The sequence below is a fragment of the Endozoicomonas sp. Z74 genome (genome assembly GCF_057680865.1).
Genome location: NZ_JBLYZI010000041.1, coordinates 25396 through 43471, shown reverse-complemented (window position 1 = coordinate 43471; position 18076 = coordinate 25396). Strand labels below are relative to the sequence as shown.

General features: G+C 52.2%; 15 protein-coding genes and 1 rRNA gene. 9 read left to right on the top strand and 7 right to left on the bottom strand.

The annotated features are described in order from the left end of the window. From ACNRUY_RS13465 to efp, 3 genes are all read right to left on the bottom strand, one after another. A 16S ribosomal RNA gene (locus ACNRUY_RS13465) occupies positions 1-264 on the bottom strand; the annotation flags it as partial. Positions 265-820: 556 nt separating this feature from the next. Next, positions 821-1807 (bottom strand): EF-P lysine aminoacylase EpmA, encoded by a 987-nt coding sequence (gene epmA, locus ACNRUY_RS13460; RefSeq protein ID WP_488112159.1) that lies wholly within the window; start codon positions 1805-1807, stop codon positions 821-823. Positions 1808-1963: 156 nt separating this feature from the next. Next, positions 1964-2533, bottom strand: a complete 570-nt coding sequence (gene efp, locus ACNRUY_RS13455; RefSeq protein ID WP_488112158.1) for an elongation factor P — start codon at positions 2531-2533, stop codon at positions 1964-1966. 29 nt (positions 2534-2562) lie between these two features. Here efp and epmB point away from each other — a divergent pair, with 29 nt between their 5' ends. The 8 genes from epmB (at position 2563) to ACNRUY_RS13415 (ending at position 11345) form a co-directional block, all read left to right on the top strand. Beyond that, entirely contained in the window at positions 2563-3582 is a 1020-nt protein-coding gene (gene epmB, locus ACNRUY_RS13450; protein ID WP_488112157.1) for an EF-P beta-lysylation protein EpmB, read from the top strand. A 110-nt stretch (positions 3583-3692) separates the two neighbouring features. Further along, positions 3693-5384, top strand: coding sequence for a hypothetical protein (locus tag ACNRUY_RS13445; RefSeq protein WP_488112156.1), 1692 nt, complete (start codon positions 3693-3695; stop codon positions 5382-5384). A gap of 147 nt (positions 5385-5531) precedes the next feature. After that, positions 5532-5795, top strand: a complete 264-nt coding sequence (locus ACNRUY_RS13440) for a hypothetical protein (protein ID WP_488112155.1) — start codon at positions 5532-5534, stop codon at positions 5793-5795. Positions 5796-5894: 99 nt separating this feature from the next. Then, positions 5895-7961, top strand: a complete 2067-nt coding sequence (locus ACNRUY_RS13435) for an EAL domain-containing protein (RefSeq protein WP_488112154.1) — start codon at positions 5895-5897, stop codon at positions 7959-7961. Between the two features lie 271 nt (positions 7962-8232). After that, complete coding sequence (locus ACNRUY_RS13430; RefSeq protein ID WP_488112153.1) at positions 8233-8640, top strand: PPC domain-containing DNA-binding protein; 408 nt, start codon at positions 8233-8235, stop codon at positions 8638-8640. Between the two features lie 10 nt (positions 8641-8650). Beyond that, entirely contained in the window at positions 8651-9235 is a 585-nt protein-coding gene (locus ACNRUY_RS13425) for a hypothetical protein (protein WP_488112152.1), read from the top strand. 5 nt (positions 9236-9240) lie between these two features. After that, positions 9241-9945: an energy-coupling factor transporter transmembrane component T gene (locus tag ACNRUY_RS13420; RefSeq protein ID WP_488112151.1), complete on the top strand. Its 705-nt coding sequence runs from the start codon at positions 9241-9243 to the stop codon at positions 9943-9945. 122 nt (positions 9946-10067) lie between these two features. Continuing rightward, positions 10068-11345, top strand: coding sequence for an ATP-binding cassette domain-containing protein (locus ACNRUY_RS13415; RefSeq protein WP_488112150.1), 1278 nt, complete (start codon positions 10068-10070; stop codon positions 11343-11345). Between the two features lie 61 nt (positions 11346-11406). Here ACNRUY_RS13415 and ACNRUY_RS13410 read toward each other — a convergent pair whose 3' ends face one another. Continuing rightward, entirely contained in the window at positions 11407-12051 is a 645-nt protein-coding gene (locus ACNRUY_RS13410; protein ID WP_488112149.1) for an ATP-binding cassette domain-containing protein, read from the bottom strand. Between the two features lie 892 nt (positions 12052-12943). Here ACNRUY_RS13410 and ACNRUY_RS13405 point away from each other — a divergent pair. After that, positions 12944-13687: an SGNH/GDSL hydrolase family protein gene (locus ACNRUY_RS13405; protein ID WP_488112148.1), complete on the top strand. Its 744-nt coding sequence runs from the start codon at positions 12944-12946 to the stop codon at positions 13685-13687. On the opposite strand, the gene ACNRUY_RS13400 is transcribed toward ACNRUY_RS13405, so the two are convergent. The 3 genes from ACNRUY_RS13400 to serB are packed head-to-tail and all read right to left on the bottom strand — an operon-like array spanning position 13572 to position 17937. After that, positions 13572-15314, bottom strand: coding sequence for an ABC transporter permease (locus ACNRUY_RS13400; RefSeq protein WP_488112147.1), 1743 nt, complete (start codon positions 15312-15314; stop codon positions 13572-13574). The genes ACNRUY_RS13405 and ACNRUY_RS13400 overlap by 116 nt on opposite strands. A 46-nt stretch (positions 15315-15360) precedes the next feature. Next, positions 15361-16596 (bottom strand): ABC transporter substrate-binding protein, encoded by a 1236-nt coding sequence (locus tag ACNRUY_RS13395; RefSeq protein ID WP_488112146.1) that lies wholly within the window; start codon positions 16594-16596, stop codon positions 15361-15363. Positions 16597-16626: 30 nt separating this feature from the next. Continuing rightward, positions 16627-17937, bottom strand: coding sequence for a phosphoserine phosphatase SerB (serB, locus tag ACNRUY_RS13390; protein WP_488112145.1), 1311 nt, complete (start codon positions 17935-17937; stop codon positions 16627-16629). Positions 17938-18076: the final 139 nt, after the last annotated feature.

Sequence of the window (18076 nt, the reverse complement as noted above, 5' to 3'; positions counted from 1 at the left end):
CCTTTACCCCACCAACTAGCTAATCCGACGCAGGCTCATCCAATAGCGCAAGGTCCGAAGATCCCCTGCTTTCCCCCTTAGGGCGTATGCGGTATTAATCCGGATTTCTCCGGGCTATCCCCCACTATCGGGCAGATTCCTACGTGTTACGCACCCGTCCGCCGCTCGTCAGCAAAGAGCAAGCTCTCCCTGTTACCGCTCGACTTGCATGTGTTAGGCCTGCCGCCAGCGTTCAATCTGAGCCATGATCAAACTCTTCAGTTTAAATCGTTTTGTCACTTCACTCCGAAGAGCAAGCAACGACTCAATTTTGCAATTAAACGTACATGAATTAACAGATATGTTCGCTTGCTCAATTAAGCATCTTAAGTAGTTCAAGACCGAAGTCTTGTTAACCGATGCAATCGCACAAGCGCCCACACGAATTGTCTGATATCTTGTTAAAGAACTTGGTTAGAATCAGGAGATTCTCAACCCTGATCAGCCGTTGATGCCGATCAGCAAGGCCGCCTATCTTACCGTGGCGGCTTTCGTTGTCAAGCAGTCTTTTGCGTCAGAGCAAAGAAGCTTTCCAACTCACTGACGCTGGCCTCAGCCCCTGTCAGCGGATGCGCATCTTACCGCGCTGCAGCTCGTTGTCAACCGGTCATTTTTTGATAACCGTTTAACCAACCGCACCTCCCATCATCGAACCCGGTCAGCAATGAACGACTCGTTCCGCTGTCCTGACTGATGTCTTGGAAGTGGGGCGCATTATACGCACCCCAAGCGCTCTGGCAACCTGCGCAATATACCTAAAACAAGAAAAGACAAACCATCTTTATGCCCGGTTGAAATCAAAAGCCAGCACATCGGCTATGCGGGAGGTATTCATCATCAGCATCAGCAAGCGATCAATACCCAATGCCACCCCGGCACAGTCCGGCATTCCATGGTCCAGGGCATCCACCAGTCGCTGGTCATAAGGGTATACATCGAATTCCCGGTTTTCCCGCTGCTTCTGTGAAGCTTGAAAACGCGCTTGCTGCTCATCAGCATCCAGCAGCTCATGATAGCCATTGGCCAGTTCAACCCCGTTGACAAACAGTTCGAAGCGGGCCGATACCTCAACACCCTCATCATTTCTATGAATGCGCGCCATGGCTGACATGCAGACCGGGTAGTCATAAACAAACACCCCTTCCAGGGCTGTAGAACGCCCCCCGAGATGAGGCTCAATAAAGTGAGAGAAAAGCAGGTCCAGAGCGTCAACCCGATCAAGCCCGGCCAGCTTGCCATCCACTTTTTCCTGAACCAGGCGATCAAGGTCACTGTCCGGTGCCGTATAAGGGTTCACTCCCAGTACCTCCTCAAAGAGATCCCCATAACGGCAGCGCCTGATTTCAGTAAAGTTTGCAACGCTTGAGAGCAGGCTGGATACATCGTCCATCAAACGCTGCTGATCCATTCCCACCCGATACCACTCCAGCAGGGTGAACTCAGGATTATGCCGACCACCGGCCTCGCCGTTTCGAAAGACCCGCCCCATGGAAAAAATGTCGCCACTGCCCGCTGCCAGCAATCGCTTCATGGCAAACTCAGGGGAAGTATGAAGGTAACAGGTTTGCTCTCTCTCCTCCCCAATGGGGGAAAATTCCGTTGAAAAGCTGTCAATGTAGACATCAACCGTGGCACTGCTGGACAACATGGGCGTTTCCACCTCCATTACACCCTGGCTATCAAAATAGCCGCGTACGTTGCGCAACAGCCCCGCTCTTTCCCTGAGCGCCATCATTGGTGCGGAAGGTTTCCATAGGTCGGTTGTCATAATGAACCCTGAAGCCGGAGTAAAAAAAAGAAATGCTGACTAATAATGTAGGGCTAAATGAGCCAGGAAAGTAGGGGTAGTCAGGGAGAAGGGAGCATGGGAGGTAAAAACAAGGCGGCCTGGGCCGCCTGTTAATGTCATGAGAGCAGCAGAATACTACTTAACACGACCAACGTATTCCCCTGTACGGGTATCAATTTTCAGCACTTCACCTTCCACAATAAACAGTGGCACCTTCACAGTAGCGCCAGTACTGAGTTTCGCAGGCTTGGAGCCACCCTGGGCCGTATCGCCTTTAAGGCCCGGATCGGTCTCAACCACCTGAAGCTCAACGAAATTCGGAGCAGAAACAGAAAGTGGTGCGCCGTTGTACAGAGTCACCGAGTATACTTCCTGCTCTTTCAGCCAGTTAATCGTATCACCTACCGCTTCTTTACTGGCCCCGTGCTGCTCATAAGAGCCGTCGGTCATCATGAAGTGCCAGAATTCGCCATCGGTGTAGAGATACTCCATGTCCAGTTCCATGACATCGGCAGCCTCCAGGCTTTCACCGGACTTGAACGTACGTTCCCAGACTCGGCCGGACATCAGGTTACGGAATTTAACCCGATTGAAGGCCTGCCCCTTCCCGGGCTTAACAAATTCATTCTCAATGATCGAGCAGGGATCACCTTCGAGCATTACTTTGAGACCTGAGCGAAACTCATTGGTACTATAACTAGCCATTGGACCTTACCAGGAGATCAAAAACCCCTATGATAACCCGTTCCGAGCTCAGTGTGCAGACCATCGACCCGTTCACCTGCTGGCAGGAACAACTGGTGAGTGCCATTACGTCACCGGAGCATTTGCTGGATATATTGCAGCTGGACCGGAAGCTGCTCCCTCCGGCACTGAAGGCCAACCAGGCATTTTCCCTGAAAGTCCCTCACTCTTTTGTGGCCAGAATGGAACCGGGGAACCCGAAAGACCCGCTTCTGAAACAGGTACTCCCCATTGGAGAAGAATGCATTGATGTTGAGGGGTATGGCATTGACCCGCTGGCAGAGCAGTCTCAAAACCCCACTGATGGTGTCATTCACAAATACCATGGCCGGTTACTGCTGATCGTCAGCGGCGCCTGTGCCATTAACTGCCGCTTCTGTTTCCGCCGCCACTTTCCTTATCAGGACAACAACCTGGGCGGAGAGAGCTGGCAAAAAGCACTGGAGTATATCCGATCAGATACCAGCATACGGGAAGTCATTTTCAGTGGCGGTGACCCCCTGGCAGCCAGTGACAAGCGTCTGGGGAAAATGGTCAGGGAACTCAGCAACATCAGCCACGTTGAAACCCTTCGCATTCATACCCGGCTGCCGGTTGTTATTCCGCAACGCATTACAGAAACAATGCTGGACTGGTTTACCGGCCATCGACTGAAGCCGGTGATGGTGATCCATTGCAACCATGCCAGAGAGATCAATCATGAACTCAGACAGGCCATGCACACCCTGAGGAATGCAGGGGTCACCTTGCTGAACCAGACGGTATTGCTGCAGGGAATCAACGACAATGGCCCAGCTCTTGCCGACCTCAGTCATAAACTGTTCGACGCAGGTGTATTGCCTTATTACCTTCATTTGCTGGACCACGTCCATGGAGCGGCGCATTTTGATGTGTCAGAAGCTCATGCCAAATCATTGGTCGAAGACGTCAAGGCCTCCTGCCCCGGGTACCTGATTCCCAGGCTGGTCAGAGAGATTCCTGGTAAACCTGGAAAAACCTGGGTTCAATAAACACCCCCAGGATGTAAAACGGGTGATGAAAATCGGCGTTTTCTTGTGTAAATTATAAAGAACTCACTGCCTGACAGGACGTCAGGCAGTTACACAATCGGGACAAGGGAATGGAACCGGATTACGACCTGGCCGCAATGGCCCTGCCTCAACGCACTCGAGCCTCACTGGCGTTCTGCCAGAGTTCCGCGAATAACCACCTGGAAGCGTTGACGTCATGGCAGAAAGAGCTGCCCAAAACCGATCACAGCAAAACCGGGCAACTGCTTGCAGAAGCACTGCAGGAGCTTGCGGAACTGGACGCCTCCCCATCCGAGCTGCTGCAACTGGCAGAATCTCTTCGATCCCAGGTCCTTTCCGTTACTCACACACTTTATCAGCAACACTTGAAAAGACACCTGACCTTTAATGAGATTCAACAGGAACCGTTTGAGCTTTGTGAATGTCTTTACCAGAATCTGGTTCAGGCATTTACGGCCGTCCTCCAGTGCTGCATTGATCACAATGAACAAGGAGAGATACAGGCAAGAGCCTGTCACCGGGCCTTTTCAGGCAGCAGTTTTACTTATCTGTTTTATTGTCAACTTTACCGGCCAGCCCCTGAAGGGTTCTGGCGAAATCTCCACCAGCTTTACCAGATAGCGGTTAATAGACAACTGCATTCATTCAGCCAGGCTGACCCATTCGACAGCAAAAGCAAGCCTCTCTCAGCGGCGGACCATTACAAACGGACATTATTAATGTCGAGAAGCCGTTCCAGTCAGCTGTCCCGTGATGAAATCCGACAGACCTGGCAGGCACTGAGCTTATGGGTACCCCACTGCACCCTGCGCCCCCAGTCAGGACTGCAGACGTACTTTGCCGCCAATCTCAGCAGTGATGAGGGGCTTCATTATGCAACTCCGGACCCGGACAAAACCGTCCCGGGCGTCATCGGCCTGGATGTGAGGGTGCTGACCAACCACCTGAAGAAAATAAAAGAGAATCCCAAAACCACCAGCGCACTTTCTCCGGAATTACTGGGACACCTTGCCTCCACCTGGACACACATCTGTAAACGTTCCTCCCCCCGGCAGGCCGGGGGAGGCAGTTGCTCCATCAGCCTGGGGTTCAGCGGACTCCACTTCCACCTCTGCGAAAAGAAACCGTTTAACGACATGATTGCCCCCTACTCCAGCGGAAAAGGGGGAGGCAAAAGTGAGTTTTCAGCAAAAACCGGGGATGTCTGGTCTGAAGCCCATGACACACTCCCCTCTGAAGAAGAGACCCTGGGTCCGACCACCCATAATGAAACCATCACCTTCAACAGCCAGAGCCTGGAAGGGGATTCCCACTTTCCAATACTGCCCACTACGGTCATTAATCACAGCAGCAAAGGTTTCTGCCTTCGCTTCAATGCAATACCGCCACACTCCTTTCATGCCGGCGAACCTGTCGGCATCCAACAGGAATCCTCCGCTACCTGGGCGCTGGCCGTTGTCCGCTGGGTAGAAGTCACCAACAACACGGAAGTGACCCTGGGGGTTGAGCTGTTGTCAGCCAAACCGGTGCCCGCCGCGATTTCCCTGATCCATAAAACCCAGGATATGAGCCACTTCCACCGAGCCTTCCTGATTCAGACATCGTCGTCTGAACCATCTCATGAACGCAGCTCTGACACTCTGATCATGCCAAGACTGCCCAGCAAGCCCGGGCTGAAATTCCGGCTGGTTCACAACCACACCCTTGGCAATGGACAGCTGATGGAATGCGTCAGCACCACGACCGGCTTCAACGAATATCAATACCGCCTGTTTGACTGATGGCCTGACAGGAACCAGCTACAAGAACCAGCTATAGTTGGCTGAACATTAGCCATTTCTGGTTCAAGCTCCATGTCCAACGCTTTCAGCCTCCTGCTTATCCTGTTTTGCGGGTACCTCAGTGGTTGTGTCAGTACAGAGAAGGTCATGCGTTCATGGCAGGGAAAGCCTGTGGAAGAACTGATCACCACCTGGGGGGCGCCCTCTTCCCAGTCCCAGCTTAAAGATGGCCGGTCTGTTTACAGCTGGATTTCCAACTGGGGGTCCGCCTATTTGATGAATACCTGCCGGCAGTCTTTTACGGTCAATGACCAGGGCATCATTGAGCTCTGGCGATTTTCCGGCTGCCCTCACTGGCAGGCGGACCCGGGAAGCCTGAACCGGGAAAAACCAGAACTGGCTCAAGAATAAACATTCCCATATCACCCTCCGGGAAAAAACGATTTATCTCCGCTGGTGACTGGCTTATCGTAGAGGGAACGCAGAAGACTGAACAGTGATCAGCACAGAATGGACTACAGCAGACAGACCGTACGCTTGCTCGCCCTTGAAGACTCTCCCAATGACGTTGAACGATGGGTAAAACTCTTTCGTAACGCGGGAATGCCTCCCAGAGTTCAACACATATCCAGCCCTGAATCCCTTGAAGAAGCCCTGAAGCAGGGGCACTGGGATTTGATGCTGGGTTCTGAAGAGTCGACCCGGCTCAACGCCCGGCAGGCCATCTCCCTGATCCAGCAGCACAAGCAGGATATTCCAGTCATCGTGACACTTCCGGAATACAACCCGGAACAGGCAACCTCCTGGCTGTCTGCCGGGGCCAGGGACGCCATACCCAGTGCCAATGAAACCCACATTCTCCATGCCGTTATCCGGGAACTCACCAGCCTTGAAGACCGGCGGGCACTGAATGAAACCCGGTTGGAGCTGCAGAATTCCAACGAAAGGTGTCAACTACTGCTGGCTAATGCCACGGAAGCTATTGCCTACATTCACGACGGTATGCATGTGGATGCCAATGACGCCTATCTGCAACAGTTTGGCTATGAAGACGCTGACGACCTCGCAGGAATGCCATTGATTGACATGGTTGGCCCGGAACACCAGGAGCAGATCCGGCAGCTGTTGAAACAGATCGACTCCAGGGCCGGTGAACCCCTGGAGTGTCAGCTGTCTCACACCGATGGGCATTACATTCCCGTCAGTATCCGGCTGACCGAAGCGCAGTATGACGGTGAACCCTGTATCCAGCTGACCATTCACCCTCTGGGCGTTCCAGTACTGAATCAACCCGTGGGTGACAGTCATGAACGGGTAGAAAGCCCCGGGCTGATTGAGCCAGAACTAAAACCACTAACCAGCAGCGATACGTTTCTGGAAGAGGCCGGGCAACTGCTGGCAAGCGCTGAACAGGCCACCCTGATCCTGCTTCAGCTGGACGACTTCCAGCAGATCCGCCAGGAAGCCAGCATTGAGGGCATGCTCTCCATTCAAAAAACCATCCTTGCCATGCTCGGGGAATCTTTTCCCGGGAGCAGAAGTGGCCACCAGGGAGATGACCGGTTCCTCGCCCTGACCACCGGCCAGGATGATCCGGAAACCATCAGGGAACAGCTGCTGGAACTGCAGGAAACCATTGATAACCACCTGTTTGGCAGTGCCGAAGAAACCCTGACCACCACCGTCACCATTGGCTTTGCCGTGAGCAAACCGGGCCAGACTCTGGCAGAACTGCTGAGCAATGCCGAAAACGCCTGCGAACTGGGCCTCCGACAGGAAGGCCCCCGGGTCTGCCAGTACTCCAAGGCCCAGGAGCTGAACCGCAAGGCAGAAGACGGAGACGTTCAGGCCATGATCCGCCAGGCGTTGTCTGAAGACTCCTTCCACCTTCTGTATCAGCCCGTGATCAACATTACCGGCTCCGAAGAAAAACAGTATGAAGTGTTCCTGCGGCTGCAATCGCCCCAGGGAGAAACTGTGGAGGCCGCCACCTTTATGGAAGCGGCGGAATCCTCCAGTCTGATGCCCCATATTGATCGCTGGGTGCTGCGCCAGTGCATACGACAACTGGCCCAGGTGCACAAACAGGGCCAGAACGTTCGCCTGCTGATTCACCTGAGTCATCTGTCCATCCAGGGCAAGGAGCTGGCCCAATACCTGTCCGGACTTCTGAAAGCCACAGAGCTTCCTGCAGAAAGCATCGTTCTGCAAATGCCAGAATCCGTCGTGCTTCAACAACTGAAGCGGGTCGTGGAATTTGCCGAAGCCGTCCAGAAGATTGGCTGCCACCTGGCGGTAACCCGCTTCCAGGGCGACTCCCGTTCCATGAAAATGCTCCGCCACCTGGATGTTCAGTTTGTGCGACTGGACGGCAGCTTCACCAGCAAACTGGAGCAGAACCGGGATGAGGACATTATTAAAATGCTGGAAATGCTCAAGGAACAGGGCGTTCACTGCATTGTCCCGAAAGTGGAAAGCACCCAGACCCTGGCCCACCTCTGGCGCCTTGGTGTTGAGTACGCCCAGGGTTACTACATTCAGGGTCCCATGGAAACCATGGACTTTGATTTTGGTTAAATGAATACAGGTATTCGCAGCCTCACTTTACTTTTAAAGTGAGGCACTGCCCTTAACATTCCGATGCTCTGAAAGATGCTACAGTTGCTCACTTCCGCCAGGAGAGACAAGCCTGTAGGTTAAACAATCAAACAGTGACCTGCCTCAACATTCACTAATCTTATCCTCAATACAATAATGCTATGGTTCGCCATAAAGCGGATCAAACGGGCCTGTATATACAGGGCTTTGGGCACTATTGAACTGACCACCCGTCGAGAATTCACATTTAATGAAGTATCACGTCATACGTCTGATGCCAGGTGATGACTTGCTTTCGTCTATAGAAAGTTACCTGGATCGCGAACATATTGAAGCTGGCTGCATCCTTTCTGTTGTGGGTAGCCTGAGAAAAGCCTGCCTCCGTCTGGCCAATCAGGAACAGCACACCACCTATTCCGACAAGTTTGAAATTGTTTCCCTGTCCGGAACCCTTTCGGTTCACGGGTCACACCTTCATATGGCAATTGCCGATGGCACTGGCAAAGTTACCGGTGGTCACCTTATGACCGGCTGCGAGGTCTATACGACAGTAGAACTGGTTATTGGTCACATGCCTGAGCTGTCTTTCCTCAGGGAGGAGTGCCCTCAATCAGGCTATCCCGAACTTGTTGTTAAACCTTCTCCCAGTCAGCTTTAAGGCGAACATCATGCTATCAAGACTTAATACTCAGACCCTGATTCTGATTCCCATGGCGATTGCCATTAATATGGCGCTGGGCCAGATTGTTGCCAGCCTGCAACTGCCCATTTTCCTGGACTCTATAGGTACCCTTCTGGTAGGCGTCCTGGGTGGACCATTGCTGGGCATGATTACCGGTGGCTTCACTAACCTGATATGGGGCGCGCTGGGTTCACCAACGGCGATCTACTTTGCCCCTGTTTCCATGATGATTGGCCTCGCCGCTGGTTTTCTAGCACGCCATGGCGGTTTCCAAAACCCTGTTTATGCGGCTATCAGTGGTGTGATTATTTCACTGGCTCTGGCTGTTGTTGCTGTGCCTATCCGGGTATATGTTTTTGGTGGTGTAACCGGCAGCGGCATTGATTTTCTTACCGGCTACCTGATGGTGGTTGGCCGTGACTTGTTCAGCTCTGTCATTATCTCTGTTATTTCCGGAAATATTATTGATAAGGTTCTCAGTACCATTGTAGTAGCCCTGATTATCCAGCGCCTGCCCCAGCGACTGACCTGCCATTTCCCGGGCTATTCCCTGTCAGCATCGAAGTCCTGATTCCCATGCACCCATTCACTGGCATGGCTTTATTGCTGTGGGTCATCACCTCTACTTTCACTCTGCCTCTCACGGGGCAGGTGTCATTAATAGTGTTACTGGCTTTTCTGGTATTGATGCTTCCAACTCTGGACTATCGCATTCTCAAGCGAACTCTCTGGCTGACATTACCGGCACTGTTTTCCCTGCTGCTTTTCCATGGCTGGATTATTCCAGGCCACTCCCTGGTGTCAGAACCTGATACCGCCGGTCTGCTTAAGGGAAGCAGAATCAGCGCAAGAATCACCCTGCTGATTATGGCTGCACTGATGTTTTTCGAAACGGTTCCAGTATCACGTTTAATGGCCGCAATGGGACAGGCCGGCTTTTCCACCAAAACGTCGTATATTCTGGTAAGCCCACTGCTGTTGATCAGCCGTATAACCATCCTGATTCATTCTGTGCGCAAGGCCCAGCAGGCCCGTGGACATAACCCTGGGGGCACACTGACGGCGAAGCTGGCTTCAGCCGTCTCCCTGATTCTTCCTGTGATTACCTGCGCCCTCTCTGATCTGCAACAGCGGGCCCTGGCATTGGACAGCCGCGGATTCAGAAACACAGCCCCAAGAACAGTGTGCTTCCCCTGCCCGGATACACAGGCCCAGAAATGGTTGCGTTACGGGGTTATGGTTCCAATCGTTTTTCAATTTGTTCTGGCCTGGTTTCTGTGAGCATTCCATCCCTGTCCTGTCAGTCACTTTCCTATCATTGCCCTCTTGAAAAGCGGCAACTGATCAACAATGCCAATTTAGTCCTGAATCAAAGAGAACCTATCGTAATCCATGGTAACGATATGCCCTCACTCTCGGCACTGGCAGTGATTTTATCTGGATTAGGGGCACAACATCTGAGCGGTGAAGTCAGCGGATCAATTGAATGGGGTGGGCCCCAGCCTACCTCTGGTGAAGTTGTTCTGCTGCAAGGCGGGCCATCGGAACAGCTCAGTGGCTGCTGTTTCTCTGTTCGGGATGAGCTGGTTTTCGGGGCAGAAAATATAGGCCTTCCTGTTGATAACATCCTTAAAAAAATGGAAGAGCTGATCCCTGTATTTGAACTTAAGCATCTGCTGGACCAAGACCCCTTTTCATTATCCGGTGGTGAACAACAGAGGCTATTGCTGGCGTCTGTTCTGATGATGCAGCCGAAAACCCTTATTCTGCAGGAACCTTTCAGTCAGTTATCTCCTGCAGCCGTGAAAAAGCTGGCTGACTGGTTAAGCCATCAGGAAAACACAACAATTGTTTATCTAAGCGCCAACCCCGAACTTTATATTCCCTGGGGAAAACGACAGTTCAGCCTTGAAGATGGCACACTCAGAGAGTATACGGCTGAACCAGAAAGCTACGGGTCAACAACGCCATCCCTCAAGTCAACACCAGACACTCAGGAGCCAAAGCCTTTACTGGCAATAGAAGGCCTCAGCTTCCACTACCCCAGCAAACCCCAACTATTGAGTGAACTTTCCTTTTCCGTTCACAAAGGGGAAATCGTCGCTCTTCAGGGTGACAACGGCTGTGGTAAATCCACTTTACTGAACCTGATTCAGGGGCACCTTCAACCTGACAGTGGAGATATACAGCTTGATGGACAGTCAGTCTGCAAGCTGAAACCCTGGGAAAGAGCAAAAGACATTGGCTTTGTTTTTCAGCAGCCAGAACAGCAGATCTTCTCTTCCACGATCAGGGAAGAGCTCCGTTATGGACCACGAAATATCGAAATGGATAAAGAAACCTGTGATCAGCAGGTAGAGCACATAGCCGGACTTTTACATCTGAGTGACGTACTGGATCAGAACCCTCTGGACGGACATTTCAGTCAGCGAAAGAACATAAACCTGGCCTCCATTATCACTATGAGTCCCAGGCTGTATCTACTGGATGAACCGTCGTCTGGTGTTGGTGAAGAGCAGCGAAAGCGATTGGTTGAACGTATTTTATATCTGCAGAAGCAGGGCAGTACCTTTCTGATCGTCAGCCATGATCCTGTGTTTATCAGAGCCTGTTGTCAACGCAGTATTCATCTGCCAAGGCTTTATACAGAGCATGAATGGGATCATAAGCAAAAAGCATAAACATTATGACTCCAGCTTCAAACCCAAAGCCGAGCACTACCAGAAAACCCTTTATTACAGGTCACGCAGTGTGTGCCTTTAAATAGATAACACGACTTTTGTCTTCAATATCCTGCACGTCATGGGTGACCATCAAGGCAGGAATCTTCAGCCGGTTGACCTGTTGAAATACAAAGGTACGAAACTGCTCCCTTAACGCCCGATCCAGTTTGGAAAACGGTTCATCCAGCAGCAGCACTTTCGGTTCCGATAATAGGGTTCGCATCAGGCTGACCCGGGCACGCTGACCACCGGAAAGGGCAGAGGGCTGATAATCGGCAACACCCGTTAACCCGCAATTCTCCAGCGCCTGCTCCACCTTCTGCAGCCTTTCAGCTTTATTGAATTGCCGAGGCAAACCAAACGCCAGGTTTTCTCCCACCGTCATATGGGGAAACAGCAGATGATCCTGAAACTGCAGGCCTGCCCTGCGCCGATGGGGAGGCAGTGCATCCAGGGGCTGATCATCCAGCAGCACCCTCCCCTGATAATAAAAAGCAGAGTCCAGTGTACCGCAGATAATATTCAGCAGACTGCTCTTGCCACACCCGCTGGGCCCCATCACAGACAGCACCTCTCCGCCCGATACACGGCAGCTGAGTCCACTGAAGAGCACCTGGCTGCCAATGCTCAGGGAAAGATTATCCAGCTCAAGCCTTCTATCCATATTGATGGTCTGTCCTGGGAGGGCCTTTTCATGGAAAACAGGGAGGATGCATTATCCATGGGCCTTCCCGCCGTAACAACCCGCAGCTATTGATTCATGGCCGTATAACTATTCACGTGATAGCATGAAAAGCTCTGCAAGTGTTGCCCCTGAGCGGTCCTGAAGAAGGAAGGACGGGCGGTAGCTTGAACGTTTTTTGAGCTCACTTAACCTAAAATGGGACCAAGGCTCTGCATCAGCCTTTCTTGATTCTGAGCCCCCCTGGCAGGCCAGAGTACCACAGGGCTTATTCGCACCTTCCTTAGTCACATAAAAAGCAAGCAATAAAAAAAACCAGATCACCTTGCTTTCAACTTAATCTTCCAAAAAAATATCAAACCAAACATGGAGGTTGGTATCAAAATCAAAGAAAAAGGTGTGATAGCCGATTCAGTTTTCTGGGCTGCTACCGGAAATATTATAACCTATATGGCCGTTTATTTTATCGGGTGCCTGAATTCTGAATGGGCCTGCTCTGGCGATAGCATGGGAGGGATAATGATGGTTTACTCATTAACCATTTTTATTCCCCAGCTTATATTGTTTTTTTACTTCACATCTTATTTTATTAAAAAAATACCCTATAGCTTCGATGGAGCAGCCAGTAAACGGTTCAGTAGGAAAGACTGGGCAAAATTCACTGCCTATTTTTCGCTATGCATAGCCGCTTATTATATCGGGTAATGATTTTGCTCGAAAAAACCGGACAAGTCTTTCTGTACAGCATAAAATCACTTCATAACTCGCTGTACTCCACAACCCTCCGTTTAGATAAGAACAACACATGGAGAAACTTTTGCTATTACTTCTTTTACTACCTCTGTTTCTTGTTTTGATCATTTTGCTCCAGGGAATGCATCTAAAGAAAAAGGCCGTTCGCCTGCCTGAGGCGGATGGAGAAAGGATACACATCAATCACTCGAACCTGTCTCTTCTTCATGTTGGTGAAAGCCCTGTGGTCGGAGTCGGTGTAAAAGACCTGAAGCAGGGAGTGACTCACCCTATCATCAACCAGTTATCTCAGACACTGCAGACAAAGCTGGACTGGGAGATACTGGGAAGGAATGGAGCCAGAGCCGTAGACGCCCTCACCTTCGAACCCACAATAAAGAAGCCCGATATTTTAATCATCACCTTTGGAGTCAACGACACGACGGCATTTACCCGCAGCTCTACATGGATCAACCAACTAAAAAAGTGTGTGAGTGTTTTTTCCTCCCATTCTACCCATGTCTTCTTTACCTCCATTCCGAAACTGCATAAATTTCCACTCCTGCCCCCACCACTGAGCTGGGTATTGGGAAGCAAGGCCTACCTTCTGGATAGAAAAATACAACAGCTGTGTCAACAGCAAGGATGGGTATACATCCGTAGTGAGATCCATCCAGAACCCTCCTTGATGGCCCGGGATGGTTTCCACCCCAATGAATCAGGGTATAAGGTATGGGCCAGCCTTATCGCCACTGAAATCACCAGAACCATCAAGAGATCCTTCGAAAAAAACGCCCCTTACGAACCGTCCAGTGGCTCAAAAACACAGCCAGGGCGTAACATAGAAAAGGTAGCAGCATCTGCACCAGGGCATACACTCCGATGAGCCGGCGGTTTCCTCCTGATGCCAGGCTGACCGCTTCCGTGGTCACCGTACTGACCCGCCCGGCGCTGGCAAACAGGGTCGGAAGGTATTGGGCAATGCTCACCGCAAACCCTAAAGCAAAGCTGGCCATTAACGGCTGCCAGAGTATTTTCAGCTTGATGCGGTAAAACGTCTTCAACCGTGAGCCTGACAATAACCAGCCCTGGATACTCTGCCGATGGTCATAGCCCTGCCAGGGGCCATAAAGGCTTAAGTAGCAATAGGGCAGCACAAAAATCAGGTGTAACCCGGCCACAGTCAACCAGTGTCCTTCTATCCCTAGCCGTAGCAACAGTACCTGGATACCAAACAGAAAGGTCATCTGGGGCAGCAATAACGGCAGATACATGACTATGCTCGTATAGGTATTCAGATGCCACCAGCGGGGCTGAACCGCTGGATGTCGATATTCAGGCTGCCGATTTCCAGACAATCCGCCGTAGAATCGGCCATTTAACTCCAGTAACAATACCGCAATCACCATCGCCATTAGCGCCGCAACACCGGCCACCAGAAGAGCATTGGTAAGAGGCTCTGCCAGCTGTCCCACGGCCTTTTCCCAGCTTTTCAGTGACCACTGGGGCCAGAGGGAAGGAAATCGCCAACGCCAGACAAATGACCAGATCATCAATACAGCGCCACTGGCCACAAACAGCAATAACAGGTGATTCCAACCTACTTTCGTCATCCCCTGCCAGAATGAACCCGCTGCACCTCGCCGTCCATTCACCAGCCAGCCTCTGGCCATTTTTTTCAGGGCACATTCCCCCAGCCAGAACAGCCCAATGGTCAAAATCACCAGTGACAACAGAACCAGGCTGCCCGCCGCTGCCCGGAGCCGGAAGCTTAAATCCGGATCCTGCAGCCAGTTCAGAATCTGTACCGCGAAGGTGGGTGGGTTCGTAGGACCGAGTATCAGTGCTACATCCACCACCGAGACCGAAAACGCCAGTACGGTAAACACCGGCAGACGAATCATGGGATAAAGCTGTGGCCACAGCAGTTTTATCCAGCACATCCAGGGCTGATATCCCAGGCTGCTGCCCACTTTCAATGTGCCCCTGACCGGCAGCTGGGCGACGGCGGCCATCAACATAAAAATCAGAAAAGGCGTTTCCTTCATCACCAGAAGCAACACCAGGCTCAGACCATAGGCATCCTGAGTCAGATGCCAGTCCGGAGGTATGTCCCACCCTGCAACAGGGGCCACCAGCCTGGCCAGAAGGCCACTGGGCATCAACACAAAGCCAATGCCAAAGGCCAGCGCCACATGGGGAGCCGCCATCATCGGCGCCAGCCAGCGCCGGGTTTTATACCAGGCCCTGGTCCCCCAGACGACACTTACCACAGAAAGCGCAATCAACAGGGAAATCAGCGTTGAGAGAATGGCAGTACTTAGGCTCAAAAACAGCATTGGCCCGACTTCAGGGGTCGCCCAGAGCTGTTTCCAGGGCAGCGTACTGAAACCGTTGAAGCCCAGAACGGGCAAATGGCCAAACGCGGGAAAAACGACACTGTACAAACCCGCCAGCAATGGCAGCAGTGACAGTGTCGTCAATACAGCAGACAGGGAAGATCGGACGTTCACAACGGTACTGGCCCGCTCTTTTCAGTGAAGCTCTCAGCAAAAGTAACTATCGGTATCGCTCCAACCAGGCCTGCTCCAGAGCCGGCACCCAGGAGCTGTCCGGTTCTGGCAAAGCTTTACCCAGGGCTTCTGAAGATAGGGTCGCCAGGCCAAGGGGCAACTTGTCAAAACGCGCCCGGTCCTTCTGATTCAGACGACTCATGGTCAATACCGTAGGATCCCCCCAGACTTGGGGATCGGCCTTGCGAGCCTGGGCTTCCGGGGACAGCAGAAAGTTGGCAACCACCCGAGAAGCTTGAGAGGCACTGCTGTTGAAGGGGATGGCCAGGAAGTGTGAATTCCCCAGGGTACCCTTGCGGTGAACATAAGTACGTACCGTGTCCGGCAGCTCTCCCGTAGCAATGGCAGAACTGGCATCTGCGGGATTAAACGTCATTGACAGCAGTATCTCTCCATCATCCAGCAAGGGAGTTAATGCCGTATTGATGGCCGGGAAGCTCCTGCCCTCCCGCCAGAGAAGCGGGTGCAACTGATCCAGGTATTTCCACAGTGGCGCCGTCACCGCCTCAAAATCCGCGCTCTTCACGGGCTTCATTAATTCCGGTGCGTTATCGCTCAACTCGATCAGCAGCTGCTTCAAAAATGCAGTGCCGATAAAATCCGGTGGCAGGGGGTAGGTGACTCTGCCCTTATGATGGCGGGCAAACTCCAGAAGCTCCTCAGCACTTTCGGGTGGGCTGCTGACCCGGTCCGTGTCATAAATAAACACCAGTTGAGCCATGCCCCAGGGGGCCTCCATACCTTCCACCGGCTCGCCAAAATCCACCACCGTTGTGGGCTTCTGCTCGGGGTCCACCCCCTTAAAAGACGGCAGCCCCTCTGAAAAGGGACCATAAAGCAGCCCGTTGCGTTTCATGGCCCGAAAGTTCTCACCATTGACCCACACCAAGTCCACGGTTCCTCCACTGCGGCGACCGGCATTTTTTTCGGCAAGTACCCGGCTGACCACAGTGGAAGCATCACTGACCTTCACATGCTTCAGCGTGATGCCATAACGCCTATTGACCTCTTCTGCCGCCCAGTGGATGTAATCATTGATTCGTTCGCTACCACCCCAAGCATTAAAGTAGACAGTTTGCCCCCTGGCCTCTTCCACAACCTGGCTCCAGGGATCAGAAGATTTGGCCAGTGCATGGGCAGACGACAATAACAGAGAGAGCCCCGCCCAAAGCCACCACCCGAAATGGGAACTGCGCTTTTGATTCGAAAAACGGCTTTTCATCAGTTCAAACGACTCCTTGCGAACACCGGTTCATCCTTTTTCAGGCTCTTTTTTATAGACTGCTTTATCGGTTGCCAGGGACTTCAGATCTTTCTCACTGAACCCCAGGAGATAAAGAATACTGTCCAGCCCCAGGGTTGAAATGGACTGCCGGGCACTCTGTTTCACCATAGGTTTTGCCCTGAAAGCAACACCCAGCCCGGCAACACTGAGCATTGGCAGATCATTGGCGCCATCACCCACGGCAATCACCTGATCCAGAGAGACCCCTTCATCTTTTGCAATCTGTTTCAGCAGCTCCGCCTTGCGCTCACCGTTGACAATAGGCCCGGATACTTCTCCAGAAACCTTGCCATCCACAATCTCCAGCTCATTGGCATGCACATAATCAATACCCAGCTTATCCTGCAGATAACGGGCAAAATAGGTAAAACCGCCGGACAGAATCGCCGTGCGATACCCCAGGGAGCTCAGGCTGCTGATAAGCGTTTGGGCGCCTTCCGTCAGTGGCAACTTCCGGGCAATATCCGCCAGCACCGACTCGTCTAGCCCCTTCAACATAGCCAGCCGTTCACGGAAACTCTGGTTGAAGTCCAGCTCTCCCTGCATGGCCCGCTCGGTAATCTCTGCAACTTGACTCCCCACCCCGGCCGCGTCTGCCAGAAGGTCAATGACTTCTGCTTCAATCAGGGTCGAGTCCATATCAAAGACTACCAGTCGCCGGTTTCGCCGATAAATACTGTCTTCCTGAAAGGCTATATCTGCATCCAGCTCTGACGCCAGGCGCAGAAATTCCGCCCGAAGCCCATCCAGATCCACGGTGGTACCACGAACCGAAAACTCAAGACAGGCCAGCCGGTTGTTTTTTCCGGATCCCTCTGAATCGCTTAATGAACGACGGCCGGAAAGCCGGGTGATGTGATCAATATTCAAGCCATGGGCAGCGGTGATACTGGACACCCTGGCGATCTGCCTGGCACTAACCTGGCGGGAGAGCAAGGTCAGGATATAACGGTTCTTACCCTGCTCAGACACCCAGTGTTCATAATCCTCTTCCGTGATGGGCTGGTAACTGAACTGCAACTGCCGCTCATGGAAGTGAAACAGCAAGTCTTTGATCACTTTCCTGGCATCCAGTGAATCGTCGGCACTCTGACCTTTACCATCGGAGCCGTCGCCATCGGGCAGCCTCACCAGAATGCCCCAGGTCAGGGTGTCATGGATAACCGACTGCCCGATATCCAGAATTTCCAGGCCATAGTCCGCCATAATGGAGGTAATGGATGAAGTCAGTCCCGGTTTGTCTCGTCCGGTCACGTTAATAAGTATGATATCGCTCACTGGGCTATCCGGCTGATCTGTCTGTTCAGGCAGCGGCTAGTCTAACACAGAGTCTCCAAGACATACTGAAACCCGGCAGATCTGTTAGGATATAGCTTCCGGCTATTAACAGCCTGGGAGGCTGAAACAGTTTAACCCC

Bases quoted from the DNA above. Each gene is read 5' to 3' on its own strand.
- ACNRUY_RS13405 (WP_488112148.1), top strand. From the start codon at position 12,944: ATGCATCTAAAGAAAAAGGCCGTTCGCCTGCCTGAGGCGGATGGAGAA.
- epmB (WP_488112157.1), top strand. From the start codon at position 2,563: ATGATAACCCGTTCCGAGCTCAGTGTGCAGACCATCGACCCGTTCACC.
- ACNRUY_RS13425 (WP_488112152.1), top strand. From the start codon at position 8,651: ATGCTATCAAGACTTAATACTCAGACCCTGATTCTGATTCCCATGGCG.
- ACNRUY_RS13420 (WP_488112151.1), top strand. From the start codon at position 9,241: ATGCACCCATTCACTGGCATGGCTTTATTGCTGTGGGTCATCACCTCT.
- ACNRUY_RS13435 (WP_488112154.1), top strand. From the start codon at position 5,895: ATGGACTACAGCAGACAGACCGTACGCTTGCTCGCCCTTGAAGACTCT.
- ACNRUY_RS13445 (WP_488112156.1), top strand. From the start codon at position 3,693: ATGGAACCGGATTACGACCTGGCCGCAATGGCCCTGCCTCAACGCACT.
- ACNRUY_RS13430 (WP_488112153.1), top strand. From the start codon at position 8,233: ATGAAGTATCACGTCATACGTCTGATGCCAGGTGATGACTTGCTTTCG.
- ACNRUY_RS13440 (WP_488112155.1), top strand. From the start codon at position 5,532: ATGCGTTCATGGCAGGGAAAGCCTGTGGAAGAACTGATCACCACCTGG.
- epmA (WP_488112159.1), bottom strand. From the start codon at position 1,807: ATGACAACCGACCTATGGAAACCTTCCGCACCAATGATGGCGCTCAGG.
- ACNRUY_RS13395 (WP_488112146.1), bottom strand. From the start codon at position 16,596: ATGAAAAGCCGTTTTTCGAATCAAAAGCGCAGTTCCCATTTCGGGTGG.
- ACNRUY_RS13410 (WP_488112149.1), bottom strand. From the start codon at position 12,051: ATGGATAGAAGGCTTGAGCTGGATAATCTTTCCCTGAGCATTGGCAGC.
- efp (WP_488112158.1), bottom strand. From the start codon at position 2,533: ATGGCTAGTTATAGTACCAATGAGTTTCGCTCAGGTCTCAAAGTAATG.
- ACNRUY_RS13415 (WP_488112150.1), top strand. From the start codon at position 10,068: ATGCCCTCACTCTCGGCACTGGCAGTGATTTTATCTGGATTAGGGGCA.